Origin of the sequence: Streptomyces sp. NPDC008150 (assembly GCF_042956945.1) — a bacterium.
Lineage (GTDB): Bacteria > Actinomycetota > Actinomycetes > Streptomycetales > Streptomycetaceae > Streptomyces.
In genome coordinates this window covers 64,008-77,982 of sequence record NZ_JBIBHJ010000016.1, presented here as the reverse complement: position 1 = coordinate 77,982, position 13,975 = coordinate 64,008, and the positions used below count along the sequence as shown (strand labels likewise).

General features: G+C 72.7%; 12 protein-coding genes. 4 read left to right on the top strand and 8 right to left on the bottom strand.

The features are described from left to right. Nucleotides 1-2: 2 nt before the first annotated feature. From ACFZA0_RS31675 to ACFZA0_RS31660, 4 genes are all read right to left on the bottom strand, one after another. The gene (locus ACFZA0_RS31675; RefSeq protein ID WP_391023341.1) at nt 3-2,132 is read right to left on the bottom strand and encodes a SpoIIE family protein phosphatase; all 2,130 of its coding nucleotides are present in this window, start codon (nt 2,130-2,132) and stop codon (nt 3-5) included. Between the two features lie 289 nt (nt 2,133-2,421). Continuing rightward, complete coding sequence (locus tag ACFZA0_RS31670; RefSeq protein ID WP_391023339.1) at nt 2,422-3,120, bottom strand: DUF402 domain-containing protein; 699 nt, start codon at nt 3,118-3,120, stop codon at nt 2,422-2,424. 72 nt (nt 3,121-3,192) lie between these two features. After that, the gene (locus ACFZA0_RS31665; protein WP_391023337.1) at nt 3,193-4,578 is read right to left on the bottom strand and encodes an aspartate ammonia-lyase; all 1,386 of its coding nucleotides are present in this window, start codon (nt 4,576-4,578) and stop codon (nt 3,193-3,195) included. A 114-nt stretch (nt 4,579-4,692) separates the two neighbouring features. After that, on the bottom strand, nt 4,693-6,360 hold the full coding sequence (locus tag ACFZA0_RS31660; protein WP_391023335.1) for a FumA C-terminus/TtdB family hydratase beta subunit: 1,668 nt from the start codon (nt 6,358-6,360) through the stop codon (nt 4,693-4,695). Nucleotides 6,361-6,571: 211 nt separating this feature from the next. Here ACFZA0_RS31660 and ACFZA0_RS31655 point away from each other — a divergent pair, with 211 nt between their 5' ends. Continuing rightward, complete coding sequence (locus ACFZA0_RS31655) at nt 6,572-7,276, top strand: DUF1707 domain-containing protein (protein ID WP_391023333.1); 705 nt, start codon at nt 6,572-6,574, stop codon at nt 7,274-7,276. A gap of 183 nt (nt 7,277-7,459) precedes the next feature. Next, nucleotides 7,460-7,837: a WhiB family transcriptional regulator gene (locus ACFZA0_RS31650; RefSeq protein ID WP_391023332.1), complete on the top strand. Its 378-nt coding sequence runs from the start codon at nt 7,460-7,462 to the stop codon at nt 7,835-7,837. A 135-nt stretch (nt 7,838-7,972) separates the two neighbouring features. On the opposite strand, the gene glpX is transcribed toward ACFZA0_RS31650, so the two are convergent. Beyond that, a complete protein-coding gene (gene glpX / locus ACFZA0_RS31645) occupies nt 7,973-9,004 on the bottom strand; it encodes a class II fructose-bisphosphatase (RefSeq protein ID WP_391023330.1) in 1,032 nt (343 codons plus the stop codon). Between the two features lie 125 nt (nt 9,005-9,129). On the opposite strand from glpX, the gene ACFZA0_RS31640 reads away from it, so the two are divergent. Further along, nucleotides 9,130-9,654 carry a DUF4245 family protein gene (locus tag ACFZA0_RS31640; protein ID WP_391023328.1) on the top strand — a complete coding sequence of 175 codons (525 nt, stop codon included), beginning with the start codon at nt 9,130-9,132 and terminating at the stop codon, nt 9,652-9,654. 122 nt (nt 9,655-9,776) lie between these two features. Here ACFZA0_RS31640 and ACFZA0_RS31635 read toward each other — a convergent pair whose 3' ends face one another. From ACFZA0_RS31635 to xseA, 3 genes are all read right to left on the bottom strand, one after another. Next, nucleotides 9,777-10,367 carry a malonic semialdehyde reductase gene (locus tag ACFZA0_RS31635; protein ID WP_391023326.1) on the bottom strand — a complete coding sequence of 197 codons (591 nt, stop codon included), beginning with the start codon at nt 10,365-10,367 and terminating at the stop codon, nt 9,777-9,779. Nucleotides 10,368-10,575: 208 nt separating this feature from the next. Continuing rightward, entirely contained in the window at nt 10,576-10,845 is a 270-nt protein-coding gene (locus ACFZA0_RS31630; protein ID WP_391023324.1) for an exodeoxyribonuclease VII small subunit, read from the bottom strand. A gap of 9 nt (nt 10,846-10,854) precedes the next feature. Beyond that, on the bottom strand, nt 10,855-12,063 hold the full coding sequence (gene xseA / locus ACFZA0_RS31625) for an exodeoxyribonuclease VII large subunit (RefSeq protein ID WP_391023322.1): 1,209 nt from the start codon (nt 12,061-12,063) through the stop codon (nt 10,855-10,857). A gap of 206 nt (nt 12,064-12,269) precedes the next feature. On the opposite strand from xseA, the gene ACFZA0_RS31620 reads away from it, so the two are divergent. Beyond that, on the top strand, nt 12,270-13,958 hold the full coding sequence (locus ACFZA0_RS31620) for a collagen-binding domain-containing protein (protein WP_391023320.1): 1,689 nt from the start codon (nt 12,270-12,272) through the stop codon (nt 13,956-13,958). Nucleotides 13,959-13,975: the final 17 nt, after the last annotated feature.

The window sequence follows — 13,975 nt, the reverse complement described above, 5'->3', positions numbered from 1 at the left end:
TGTCAGGCGCGGTTCAGTTCGAACCAGACGACCTTGCCCGTGCTGAGCCGGGTCGCGCCCCACCGCCGGGCCAGCCGGTTCACCAGGTAGAGCCCGCGGCCGTCCTCGTCCGTGGCGCGGGCCTGCCGCAGCCGGGGAAGCTGCGGGACGTCGTCGCCGACCTCGCAGCGCAGCACGTCGGTGCGCAGCAGGCGCAGGGTGACCGGGCGGGACGCGTAGCGCACCGCGTTGGTCACGACCTCGCTGACCAGCAGCTCCACCGAGTCGGTCATGTCCTCCAGACCCCAGCGGGCCAGGGCGCGCCGCGCCAGCCTGCGGGCCCGGCCGGGGGCCGAGTCCTCCGGGTCCAGGTACCAGTACGCGACGTCGCTCGGCGCGATCCCGTCGAAGCGGGCGGCGAGCAGCGCGATGTCGTCGTCCCGGTCGCCCGGCCCGAGCATGTCGAGCACCTCGTCGCACAGCGCCTCCAGCGGCGGCGGGTGGTCCGCCCCGGTGAGCCGGGCCGTCGCCACCAGCTTCTCGCGCAGCTGTTCTATACCGGTCCAGACGTCGCGCAGCCGGGACTCGACCAGCCCGTCCGTGTACAGCAGCAGCGTCGCGCCCGCCGGCGCGTCCAGCTCGACCGCCTCGAAGTCGACGCCGCCCACGCCGATCGGGGCGCCCGGCGGCACCTTCAGCACCTCGGCGCGGCCGCCCAGGTGCAGCAGGACGGGCGGCGGATGGCCCGCGTTGGCGATGGTGATGCGGTGCGTGACCGGGTCGTACACCGCGTAGAGGCAGGTCGCCATGCGGTCGGTGCCCAAGCGCTGCGCCTGCTCGTCGAGGTGGTGCAGCACCTCCTGGGGCGGCAGGTCCAGGCCGGCCAGGGTCTGCGCGGTCGTCCGGAGCTGGCCCATGATCGCCGCCGACGTCATGGAGTGGCCCATCACGTCGCCGACGACGAGCGCGACCCTGCTGCCCGGCAGCGGGATCGCGTCGTACCAGTCGCCGCCCACCCGCGCCGTCTCGGCGGCCGGCAGATAGCGGGACGCGAGCCGTACGCCGGTCGGGTTGGGCAGTGTCTCCGGCAGCATCGTGCGCTGGAGCTCGTCGGCGATGTACGCCTCGCGCCCGTACAGCACGGCCTTGTCGATGCCGAGCGCGCTGTGCGTGGCGAGCTGCGCCGCGACCAGCAGGTCCTCCGACTCGAACGCGGGCCGCTCGGCGCGGCGCAGGAACACCGCGGCGCCGATCACCAGCCGGCGTCCGCGCAGCGGCGCGAGGATCGCGCGCTGCCCGACCGGCACCACCGGCACGCCCGCCTCGCCCAGCAGTTCGGGCAGGGCGGCACGGGCACCGGGCGCGTCCGCGAAGACGGGGCGCACACCGCGCAGCACCTCGGCGAGCGCGCCGTCCGGCCGCACGTCGCAGCGCTCGGCGGCGGCCGTGAACGGCGCCGGCGGCTCCGGCAGCAGCGGCGGGCTGAGCACGCCGTCCGCGTCGCGCTCGGCCGCCGGGATGCGGTCGGTGCGGCGCAGCCGGAGCACGAAGTCGCCGCTGGGCCGCTCGTCGCCGACCGGCAGCGGGTCGCGCAGGTAGACGAGGATCGCGTCCGAGAACGTCGGCACGGTGGCCCGGCACAGGCCCATCACGATCTCGTCGAGGTCTATGCCGCGGGCGATCCGCCGCGTCGCCGCGCCCACGTAGCGCAGCCGGTCGCCGTCACGGCGCATCGGCATCGGCCGGCCCGCGGGCAGGCCCTGTCCGCTGCGCCGCTCCAGGCCCTCGGCCACCTGCGGCGCACGGTCCTGTCCGGTACCGGGCTGGACCGGGATGCTCTCCGGCGCCGGGCGCGGGCGGTGCGTGCCCGTCTCGGCCGCGGACGGCTGGGAGTGCTCCGGGCCGGCGGCGGCGGGGCCGGCCCCGGGGGCCGGCGGCCCGTCCGGACGACGGCCGTCCGCGCCGTACGGGGTGACGGCGCCCGGTGTGCCCGGTGTCTCGCCGGAGCGCGCCTGGGCGGGCAGGGCGGCGGCACCGGGGGAGCGTACGGCGTCCGGGGCGAGCGGGAACGCCCCGTGGTGATCCACGGGGCCGACGCCCGGCTGGGGGCGTTCGAAGGAGGTCGGGTGCTCCGTCACGCGTGTCGAGTCCATCCGTCCGGGGCCGCGCACCGCGCGAGCGGCGCGTGCAGTTCGTCCCGCAGAGAGGCCGATACCCGGAAGTCCTGCCCGGGGAACGGAATCTCGGCGTGCTCGCAGGCCGTTGCCGTACCGGTGCCCGAACCTCCGCGATCCCGGCCGGTGTTGCCCTCTTCGCCCTCGCTCACGTCGTGCCGCCCCTCGGTGACGGTTGGTCAAGCCCGGTTGGAACTGCGGAGGTTGGTGCCGAGCACCCTTGCGGAGGACGATCCTACGTTTCGTGCCCGGGGGCTCTTCAAGGGTCTCACGAGGACGCGTGCGCGGGAGTGCGGTCCCAGTCCTCCGGGAGTGACGGTACAGCCCACGCCGGATCGGGCCGCCAGCGCTCCCAGCCGTCGGCGAACGGCGAGCCCCATGCCCTGATCACCCCCACCGCGGACCGTCCCGCCGCCCGTACGCGTTCGGCGAGGTCACGGTCCATCAGGCCGTCCCGCTGGGCCTGCGCGAACTCGTCCTCGTCGCGCCAGTGCCAACTGTGGTCCGGCTGCACGTCGATGTCCAGGAAATGATCCTCGGAGTCGACCCCGCCGTCCCAACGGGCAAGCGGCTGCTCCAGGTTCACGTACCAGTTCTTGAACCGCCAGCCCGGCTCCCAGAACAGCCACACCGACCAGGGCTCGCCCGGCCGCGCCAGCTTCAGCACGCCCGTGCCGAGCCAGCGGCCGCGGCGGACCGTGCGGGGGGCGGTGTACCGGGTCTCCAGCGGTTCGCGCGCGACCGGCGAGCCGTCCGCCAGCGCCGGCCGTACGCACTCGGTGCCCGGGGCGAGCCACACGGCCAGCAGTTCGGCGTCGTCGCGCACGACCGTCACGGGGCGGGCGATGTGGAAGTGGTCACCGGCGTTCTCCCGGTAGCGCCACAGGACGGGGGTGCCCGGGGACCAGTACGCCGCCGAGCCGCCCGCTTCCGTCCGTCCCCGTCCCACCGCTGTGTCGTCTGCCATGCACAGATATTAGGTGCCCTTGGCATAGGACGCGGCGGCACACGTCACGGTTCACGCCAAGGGGATCAATGGTTACGGGTGCGTCATCCCGAGGACATCGAGCGCCGCGTCGAGCTGCTCCTCGGTGAGGTCGCCGCGCTCCACGTACCCGCCCTCCAGGACGACCTGACGGATCGTCTTGCGTTCGGCCAGCGACTTCTTGGCGACCTTGGCGGCCTCCTCGTACCCGATGTACTTGTTCAGCGGCGTCACCACCGAGGGGGACGACTCGGCGTACTCCCGGGCGCGTTCGCGGTGCGCCACGATGCCGTCGACCGTGCGGTCGGCCAGCAGGCGGGAGACGTTGGCGAGCAGCCGCACGGACTCCAGGACGTTCTTCGCGATGACCGGCAGCATGACGTTCAGCTCGAAGTTGCCCGCGGCGCCCGCGGTCGCGACCGTCGCGTCGTTGCCCACGACCTGCGCGGCCACCATGACGACGGCCTCGGGGATCACCGGGTTGACCTTGCCCGGCATGATCGACGAGCCGGGCTGGAGGTCGGGCAGGGAGATCTCGGCGAGGCCGGTGCGCGGTCCCGAGGACATCCAGCGCAGGTCGTTCGCGATCTTTGTGAGCCCCACGGCGACCGTGCGGAGCTGCCCGCTGGTCTCCACGATGCCGTCGCGCGCGCCCTGCGCCTCGAAGTGGTTGCGCGCCTCCGTCAGCGGCAGCCCCGTGGCTCGGGCGACCTCCTCGATCACCGCCGCCGAGAAGCCGGGCGGGGTGTTGATGCCGGTGCCCACCGCCGTGCCGCCCAGCGGCAGTTCGGCCAGCCGCGGCAGCGACGCGGTGAGCCGCTCGACGCCGTAGCGGATCTGCGCCGCGTAGCCGCCGAACTCCTGGCCCAGGGTGACCGGGGTGGCGTCCATCAGGTGCGTACGGCCCGACTTGACCACGTCGGAGAACTCCTCGGCCTTGCGCTCCAGCGCCTCGGCGAGGTGGTCCAGGGCCGGCACCAGGTCCCGGGTGACGGCGGCGGTGGCCGCGATGTGGATGCTGGAGGGGAAGACGTCGTTGGACGACTGGGAGGCGTTGACGTCGTCGTTGGGGTGGACGGCGCGGCCCAGGCGCTCACCGGCGAGCGTGGCGAGGACCTCGTTGGTGTTCATGTTGGACGATGTGCCGGACCCGGTCTGGAACACGTCCACCGGGAACTCGGCGTCCCAGCGGCCCTCCGCGACCTCGGCGGCGGCCTCCTGGATCGCCTCCGCGACGTCCTTGTCGATCACCCCGAGCCGGGCGTTGACCTTCGCCGCGGCGCCCTTGATCCGGGCCAGCGCCTCGATGTGCGCGCGCTCCAGACGCTGCCCCGAGACGGGGAAGTTCTCCACCGCCCGCTGCGTCTGCGCCCGCCACTTCGCGTCGGCCGGGACCTTCACCTCGCCCATCGAGTCGTGCTCGATCCGGTATTCGCTCATACCCGTACAGCGAACGGGACGGCCCGGATGTTCCGGACACGCGCAGACGTGCGGAACATCCGGGCCGTCCCGGAGAGCCGGCTCCGGGAACCCCCGGGGCGGCTCGGGGTACCCCTAGGCCAGCCCCGGGCCGCGCACCGGGATGGACGTGAACGTGGGCGGCTCGGCGGGCGCCTGGAAGAAGTCGTTGCCCTTGTCGTCGACCACGACGAACGCGGGGAAGTCCTCGACCTCGATCCGCCAGACCGCCTCCATGCCGAGCTCCTCGTACTCGACGACCTCGACCTTCTTGATGCAGTCCTGCGCGAGCCGCGCCGCCGGGCCGCCGATCGAGCCGAGGTAGAAGCCGCCGTGCGCGTCGCACGCGCGCGTGACCTGCGCCGAGCGGTTGCCCTTGGCGAGCATCACCTTCGAGCCGCCCGCCGCCTGGAACTGCTCCACGTAGGAGTCCATCCGGCCGGCCGTGGTCGGGCCGAACGAGCCGGACGCGTAGCCCTCGGGGGTCTTCGCCGGGCCCGCGTAGTACACCGGGTGGTCCTTCAGGTACTGCGGCATCTCCTCGCCGGCGTCGAGGCGTTCCTTGATCTTGGCGTGCGCGATGTCGCGGGCCACGACCAGCGGGCCGGACAGCGAGAGCCGGGTCTTGACCGGGTACTTCGTCAGCTCGGCCAGGATGTCGTCCATCGGCTGGTTCAGGTCGATCCGCACGACGTCGCCCTCGTCGTCGAGGTGCTCGTCGGTGGTCTCGGGCAGGAACCGCGCCGGGTCCGTCTCCAGCTGCTCCAGGAAGACGCCCTCGGCGGTGATCTTCGCGACGGCCTGGCGGTCCGCCGAGCACGACACGGCGATGGCCACCGGGCAGGACGCGCCGTGCCGGGGCAGGCGCACCACGCGCACGTCGTGGCAGAAGTACTTGCCGCCGAACTGCGCGCCGATGCCGATCCTCTGCGTCAGCTCGAAGACCTTCCGCTCCAGCTCCTGGTCGCGGAAGCCGTGCCCCAGCGCGGAACCCTCGGACGGCACGTTGTCGAGGTAGTGCGCGGACGCGTACTTGGCGGTCTTCAGCGCGTACTCGGCACTGGTGCCGCCGACGACGATCGCCAGGTGGTACGGCGGGCAGGCGGCCGTGCCGAGCGAACGGATCTTCTCCTCCAGGAACTTCATCATGGAGGACTCGTTGAGGACGGCCTTCGTCTCCTGGTACAGGAACGACTTGTTGGCGGAGCCGCCGCCCTTGGCCATGAAGAGGAACTTGTAGGCGCCGCCGTCGGTCGCGTACAGCTCGATCTGCGCCGGGAGGTTGGAGCCGGTGTTCTTCTCCTCCCACATGGTGACCGGGGCCATCTGCGAGTAGCGCAGGTTCAGGCGCGTGTACGCGTCGTAGATGCCGTGCGACAGCGCCTTCTCGTCCTCGCCGGAGGTCAGCACGTTCTGCCCGCGCTTGCCCATGACGATCGCGGTGCCGGTGTCCTGGCACATGGGCAGCACGCCGGCCGCCGCGATGTTCGCGTTCTTCAGCAGGTCCAGCGCGACGAACTTGTCGTTGCCGGACGCCTCGGGGTCGTCGATGATCCTGCGCAGCTGCGCGAGGTGGGCGGGGCGCAGGTAGTGCTGGATGTCGTGGATCGCCTCCTCGGCCAGCTTGCGCAGGGCCTCCGGCTCGACCTTGAGGAAGGTGCGCCCGTCGGCCTCGAAGGTGGAGACACCCTCGGAGGTCACCAGCCGGTACGGGGTGGTGTCCTCTCCCTGGGGGAGCAGATCGGTGTACGCGAACTCAGGCATGGCGCCCATTCCTCACTCGACAGACGGCGGCTGACCTCCGTGTCAGCGCCCACCAGCGTAGAACCCGCCCCGGAGCGGCGGCTTTGTTAGGTAAGACTCAGTTGGAGCCGTGCGGGATCTCCAGGCGGGCGGACGGGGGCCCGCGCCGGGTTTTCCACAGGCTCGCGACGGGGGGTAGTCGCGATCTATCGCGTTTGGGTACTCTGCTGCCGTGGACCTTCAGAAGCAGACCGCGCCGCGCGTCGCCGACCATCGCGCCCCGGCCGCCGAACTCCGCGCCTCGGACGCCGACCGCGACCGGATCGCCGACATCCTGCGGGACGCCCTCGCCGAGGGCCGGCTGACCCCCGACGAGCACGCGGAGCGTGTCGAGGGGGTGCTCGCGGCGCGCACCGCGGGCGAGCTGGAGGTCTTCATCCGGGACCTGCCCGCCGGCCAGCAGCGCGTGCCGCGGGGCCCCGCGTCCGCGCCCAACCGCCCCACACCGGGCGCGATACCCCTGGACGCCGAGGAGAACGTGGTGGCGGTCTTCAGCACCGCCGCGCGCAAGGGCCGCTGGCGGGTGGGCCGCAGGCTGCACGCGTACTCCGTCTTCGGCAACGTCGAGATCGACCTCAGCGAGGCGGTCTTCGAGTACCAGCAGGTCGTCATCAAGGCGGTGTCGGTGTTCGGCAACGTGGAGATACGCGTCCCGGAGAACGTCTCGCTGCGCGGCACCGGCGGCGGCGTCCTCGGCAACTTCGAGGTGGACACGCTGGACTCGGTCGACCCGGACGCCCCCGTGGTCTACGTGGACGGCTGGGCGGTCCTCGGCAACGTGGAGGCCAAGCCCCGGCGCGGCAAGCTGGTCGTGGACATCCTCGACCGCGTCAACGCCAAGGTCGAACGGAAGCTGCGCAAGCACCTGGACCGCTGACCGGCGCACGCCCGGCGGACGTGAACTCGGCCGCGCGCCAAGGGTGTTGGCGCGCCCGGTGCGGGCCGCCGCATGGTGCGCCGGAGGGCCCGGCGGTTCGGAACTCAGTGCATAGGCGCGCGCACAGCGGGTAGGGCTTGCCCCATCGTCTCTCGCTTGCGAAGCCGTCGTCAGGAGTAGGCCGTGCTGCAACCGTCGCATTCGTCCTTGCAGGTCGCCGCCGTACCCGCCCAGCGGGTACGGGTGCCAGACAGGGACCAGGACGCGCCGTGGCACACCGAGGCGGTGTGCCGGCGCGACGAGGCCGGCCTGTTCTTCGCACCGTCCAAGGAACCCACCGCCGCGCGGCTCTCCCGCGAGGAGGCCGCCAAGCGGGTCTGCGCCCGCTGTCCCGTGATGGTCGAGTGCCGCGAGCACGCGCTGCTCCAGCCCGAGCCGTACGGCGTCTGGGGCGGTCTGACCGCCGCCGAGCGCCGGGTGGTGCTGGCCCGGCGCCGCCGCCGCGACCTGGAGCTGAAGAAGGCGGCCCGCACCGACGGCCGCATAGCGGCGGCCGGTTAGCCCTCCCGCGGCCCGCCGGCCGGCCTCCGGTTCTTCCTCCACCCCGCAAGTCCCTTGTCCCGTGCGCCTGCGGACCGCGGACGGGGGCGCCCCTCCGCACAAGGAGCGCCCCGGCGTCGTGCGATCCGTCCCCGCCTACTTCGCGCGGTCGAAGTCGATCGCGCTGTACGCGCGCAGCTTGCTCAGCCGGTGCTCGGAGTCGATCCGGCGCACCGTGCCCGACTTGGAGCGCATCACGATCGAGTCCGTCAGCGCCGTCTCCGAGCGGTAGCGCACCCCGCGCAGCAGTTCGCCGTCGGTGATCCCGGTGGCCACGAAGAAGACGTTCTCGCCGGAGACCAGGTCGTTGGTGGTCAGCACCCGGTCCAGGTCGTGCCCGGCGTCGAGCGCGCGCTGCCGCTCCTCGTCGTCCTTCGGCCAGAGCTTGCCCTGGATGGTGCCGCCCAGGCACTTCACGGCGCACGCCGAGATGATGCCCTCGGGGGTGCCGCCGATGCCGAGGAGCAGGTCGACGCCGGTGCCCTCGCGCAGCGCCAGGATCGACCCGGCGACGTCGCCGTCGGAGATGAGCTTGATGCGGGCGCCGGTCTCCCGGATCTCCTTGATGAGGCTCTGGTGCCGCGGCCGGTCGAGCACCACCACGGTGACGTCCTCGGGCGTGCGGCGCTTCGCCTTGGCGACCCGGCGGATGTTGACCGACACCGGGGCGTCGATGTCCACGAAGTCCGCGGCCTCGGGGCCGGTGACCAGCTTGTCCATGTAGAAGACCGCCGACGGGTCGAACATCGATCCGCGGTCGGCGGCGGCGAGCACGGCGATGGCGTTGGTCATGCCCGCCGCGGTCAGCGTGGTGCCGTCGATCGGGTCGACGGCGATGTCGCACTCGGGCCCGGTCCCGTCGCCCACGCGCTCCCCGTTGAAGAGCATCGGGGCCTCGTCCTTCTCGCCCTCGCCGATGACGACGATGCCGTTCATCGAGACGGTGTGGACGAGGGTGCGCATGGCGCGGACGGCGGCGCCGTCGGCGCCGTTCTTGTCACCGCGGCCGACCCATCGGCCGGCGGCCATGGCGGCGGCCTCGGTGACCCGGACGAGCTCCAGGGCGAGGTTGCGGTCGGGGGCTTCGGAGGGGACTTCGAGTTCGGACGGCATTTGATGCTCGGTCATCGGAACGCACCTTCCCTGTACGACGACGGCCGGATGAGGGTATGGCCACGACTCTATCGCCAGGCTGACAAAATGAGCAGGGGGCCCCACGGATGAGCGGGCGGGGCACCTGCGACGATAGACGCGTGGCAGGTGCGAAAGGCAAGCAGAAGACGGTCCGGGACATGATCCTGTCCCTGGCCCTGATCGTGCTGATGGCGGGCGTCATCTACATCTTCATCCCGCACGACGACTCGGAGCCCGACCTCCCCCGGGTCGACTACAGCGTCGAGCTGCTGACGGCCCGGCGTGCGGCGTCCTACCCGGTGGCGGCCCCCGAGGGCCTGCCCGCGACCTGGAAGGCGACCTCGGTGCGCTACCAGGGCGACCAGGGCGACGCGTGGCACATCGGGTTCCGGGCGCCGGACGGCGAGTACGTGGCGGTCGAGCAGTCCGTGCAGAAGCGCTCCGCCTTCATCGACGACGCCAGCCAGGGCGCGAGGGCGACGACGAAGACCGAGCGGATAGACGGACAGACCTGGACCCGCTACACCGGCGGCCGTTACGACGCGCTGGTCCTGGAGGGCCCGAAGGGCTCGACGACGGTCGTCGCGGGCACCGGGTCCTTCACGCAGCTGGCCACCATGGCGGGCGCGCTGTCCACCTCCTGAACCACCGCCTCCCGGGCGGGCGTTCGGCCCTCCCCACGACGGCGCGAAGGCTCCCGGCGTACTCGCCGGGAGCCTTCGTCGTTCCTGCGCGGTTCACGCGCGCGGGGCGCGTGGGGCGGTGCTCAGACCGTCGTGACGACCTGGTCGTACTCCAGGCGCGGGGAGCGCGGGAACCAGGCGTCCTCGCCCGGCTTGCCGATGTTGACGACCATCAGCGGGGTGTGGTCGTCGTCCAGGAACTCCTTCTGGACGCCCGCGAAGTCCAGGCCGGTCATCGGGCCGGCGGCCAGACCGGCGGCCCGGATGCCGACGATGAAGTAGGCGGCCTGGAGCGTGGCGTTGAGCACCGCGCTGGGCTCGCGCACGCCGCGCTCGCCGAAGATGGCGTCCTTCGCCGCGGGGAAGTGCGGGAAGAGCTGCGGGAGTTCCTCGTGGAACTCGTTGTCGGCGGAGAGGATGGCGACCAGCGGGGCGGCGGCGGTCTTCGGCTGGTTGCCCTCGGCCATGAGCGCGACCAGGCGCTCGCGGGCCTCCGGGGAACGGACCAGCGTGACGCGCAGCGGCGACTGGTTCATCGACGTCGGGCCGTACTTGACCAGGTCGTAGATCGCCTGCACCTGCTCGTCGGTCACCGGCTCGTCGGTGAAGGTGTTCGCGGTGCGGGCCTCGCGGAACAGGAGGTCCTGGGCGGCGGGGTCAAGGGCGAGAGACATGGGAACCTTCTCGGAAGAGCGTCGGGCGCGGAGGCCCGGATCGACTGACAGGCCGACGGTACGCGATTAAAGTTCAAGGTTCAACAAATTGCGGAGCGCAGTGATCCGCCTCACAGGAGTGAAGCGGATCACGGCGGTCGACGGCCGCCGCGCGCCGTGCGGGGCGGGCCCGATCCGGCGGGGCGCGCGGCCCGCGCGGGCGGTCGGATCAGTCGTCGGCGGAGGCGGACGCGCGCTGCTCCTCCGCCCCGGCCTCCTCGGCGAGCGCCGCGTCCAGCCGGGCCCGCGCCCCGTCCAGCCAGCGGCGGCAGACCTTCGCCAGTTCCTCGCCGCGCTCCCACAGCGCGAGCGACTCCTCCAGCGTGGTGCCGCCCGCCTCCAGCCGCCGGACGACCTCGATGAGTTCGTCCCGCGCCTGCTCGTACCCGAGGGCGTCGGCAGCGCCCGGCGCCTTCGCCTCGTCCGTTGTGCCGGTCATGCGTCCACCCTATGTGTCGACTCGTACGGAGAACTCGCCCTCGGCGACCCGCGCGCGCAGCGCATCGCCGCCGGTCACGTCGTCCGGGTCGCGGACCACGTGACCGTCCGCGCGCTGGAGCACCGCGTACCCGCGCCGCAGGGTGGCGGCGGGGGAGAGGGCCACCACGCGCGCGCGGGTGTGCGTCAGCTCGGAGTCGGCGCGGTCCAGCAGGTGGCCGAGGGTGCGCCGGCCCCGGTCGAGCAGCGCGGCCACCTGGTCCGCGCGGTCGTCGACCATGCGGTGCGGGTCCTCCATCGAGGGCCGCGACAGCGCGTGCGCGAGGCCCCGCTCCTCCCGGTCGAGGAAGCCCTCGACGCACCGCAGCGCCCGGTTCCGCAGCAGCCGTACCCGCTCGTACTCCTCGCCCACGTCCGGCACGACCCGCTTCGCCGCGTCGGTCGGGGTCGAGGCGCGCAGGTCGGCCACGTAGTCGAGCAGCGGGGTGTCCGGCTCGTGCCCGATCGCGGACACCACGGGCGTGCGGCAGGAGGCGACGGTGCGCACCAGCTCCTCGTCGGAGAACGGCAGCAGGTCCTCCACGCTGCCGCCGCCGCGCGCCACGATGATCACGTCGACCTCGTCCATGGCATCCAACTCCCGCACAGCACCCACTACTTGGGGCACGGCGTGCACGCCCTGGACGGGGACGTTGCGCACCTCGAAGCGGACGGCGGGCCAGCGGTGCCGGGCGTTCTCCAGGACGTCCCGCTCGGCGGCCGAGGCGCGCCCGCAGACCAGCCCGATCAGCTGCGGCAGGAACGGCAGCGGCTTCTTGCGCGCGGCGGAGAACAGTCCCTCCTCCGCGAGCGACTTCTTCAGCCGTTCGAGGCGGGCCAGCAGTTCCCCGACGCCCACCGGCCTTATCTCGGTGGCCCGCAGGGAGAGCTGTCCGCGCGGCGCGTACCACTCGGGTTTCGCGAGGACGACGACCCGGGCCCCCTCGCCGACCACGTCCGCCACCTGCTCGAACACCTGACGGAAGCAGGTCACGCTCACCGAGATGTCCTGCGAGGGGTCGCGCAGGGTCAGGAAGACGACGCCCGCGCCCGGCCGCCGGGAGAGCTGGGTGATCTGCCCCTCCACCCAGACCGCGCCGAGCCGGTCGATCCAGCCCCCGATCAGCCGCGAGACCTGGCCCACGGGCATGGGGGTGTCGGCGGACGTGTTCACAGCCATGCCGGTGAGCGTAGCCCCCGGTGCCGACAGCGCCGGTGCGGTCCGGGCGTCTGCGGTGCGACGGGGTGGGGCGTGGTGCGACCCGGCGCGCGCCGCCGCGCGCCGGGTGTGCGCCCGGCGCCGTCGGAGCGTCCTTTGGACGGCGTCAGGCGAGGGGCCCGGCGTGGCGCCCGCCCGTGACCGGCCGGTACTTTTAGCGTCGAAATATGACAAGAGTCACACATGCCAGGAATGTCGCGGTGTCCACCCGGGCCCGGAACGCCGTGCTGTTCACGGCGTGCACGGTCGGGTCGGGCACGCTCGCGGTGGCCGCGCTCGCCGCCGCGACGACCGGCGCAGTCGCCCGCGACACGGTCAGCGTCGGCAACCCGGTGGCCGGCAGCAACGGCTTCGGCGTGGTCACCGAGGGCGACGCCGTGCTCGGTGCCACCGAGTCGGAGGGGCCCGTCGCGATCGGCGGCAACCTCAGCTTCGGCCCCGGCTACAACGTCGCCCTCAACGACACGGGCAGCTACGTCGCGCCCGGCGACTCCAGCCCCACCGCGCTGCTCGTCGGCGGCAGGGTCGACTACGCGGCCAGCAGCCCGAACGGCGTCCTGTCGGTGCTCAGCGGCGGCTACGTGAAGATCGGCGACATGTCCAACGGGCACGCCCTCAACGAGGACGCCAACGGCGCGTCCGTCGACACGCACGTCGACGCGCTCGCCGACCCCTACGACGCGACGCCGCGCATCGGCCTCACCACCCAGCAGCCGGTGTCCTCCGTTGGGCCCGCCGACCTGATGGACTTCACGTCCCTCTTCTCCGACTACCGCGACCGCTCCGACGCCATGGCCGCCTGCGCGGACAACGTGGTGCTGCGCGACACGGCGGGCGATCCGCTGCCGGACCAGGAGAACATCGCCGAGGGCGCCAACGTCGCGATCTCCCTCACCCCGGGCGAGACGAACGTGCTGCACCTGACCGCCGAGCAGCTCAACAACATCGGCGTCCTCACCTTCCTGAACCAGCCCGACGCCGACACCCCGCTCGTCATCGACGTGGACACCACCGGCGTGGGCGGCGACTTCACGTGGGACACCCCGACCCTCGCGGGCGTCTCGGGCGCGCAGGCCCCGTACATCCTGTGGAACTTCCCGGACGCCACGAACATCACCATCGCGACGGGCGACACGGTGGAGGGCACCGTCTACGCGCCCCGCGCCGACCTCACCGACCTCGACGCCTCCAACATCGAGGGCGACATCATCGTGAAGTCCCTGGTCGCGGGGCCGCTGAACAGCGACCGCAGCGACGCGGTGAACGCGGGCGAGATCCACTACTTCCCGTTCGCCGCCGACATCTCGTGCGACGACGGGACCCCGTCACCGAGCCCGTCGGACACGACGACGTCCCCGACGCCGACGGATTCGCCGACGCCGACGGATTCGCCCACGCCGACACCCACGGACACCCCCACGCCGACACCCACGGACACCTCCACGCCGACCCCGTCGCCGAGTCCGTCGACGTCGATGCCCGTCGTGCCGCCGACCCACAAGCCGCGCCCGTCGCACTGGCCGCACCACTCGCACGGGCCGCACCCGTACCCGTCGCACGGGCCGCACCATTCCCACGGCCCGCACCCGAGCCACTCGCACGGCCCGCACCCGAGCCAGAGCCCCACGCACGGCCACGGCCACGGCGGCGGCCATCAGGGCGGTTACGGCGACGACGGGGGCGACCACGGCGACCACGGCGGCCACGGTCACGGCAACGGCGGGCACCTCGCCAACACGGGTGAGCAGCGCACCTCGCTCTACGCCCTCGGTGGCGTCGCCGCGCTGATCGCCGCCGCCGGCACCGCGCTCACCGTCTGGACCGCGCGCCGCCGCCGCGGCGACCACGAGGCCTGACCGGGAGGGACACCGGC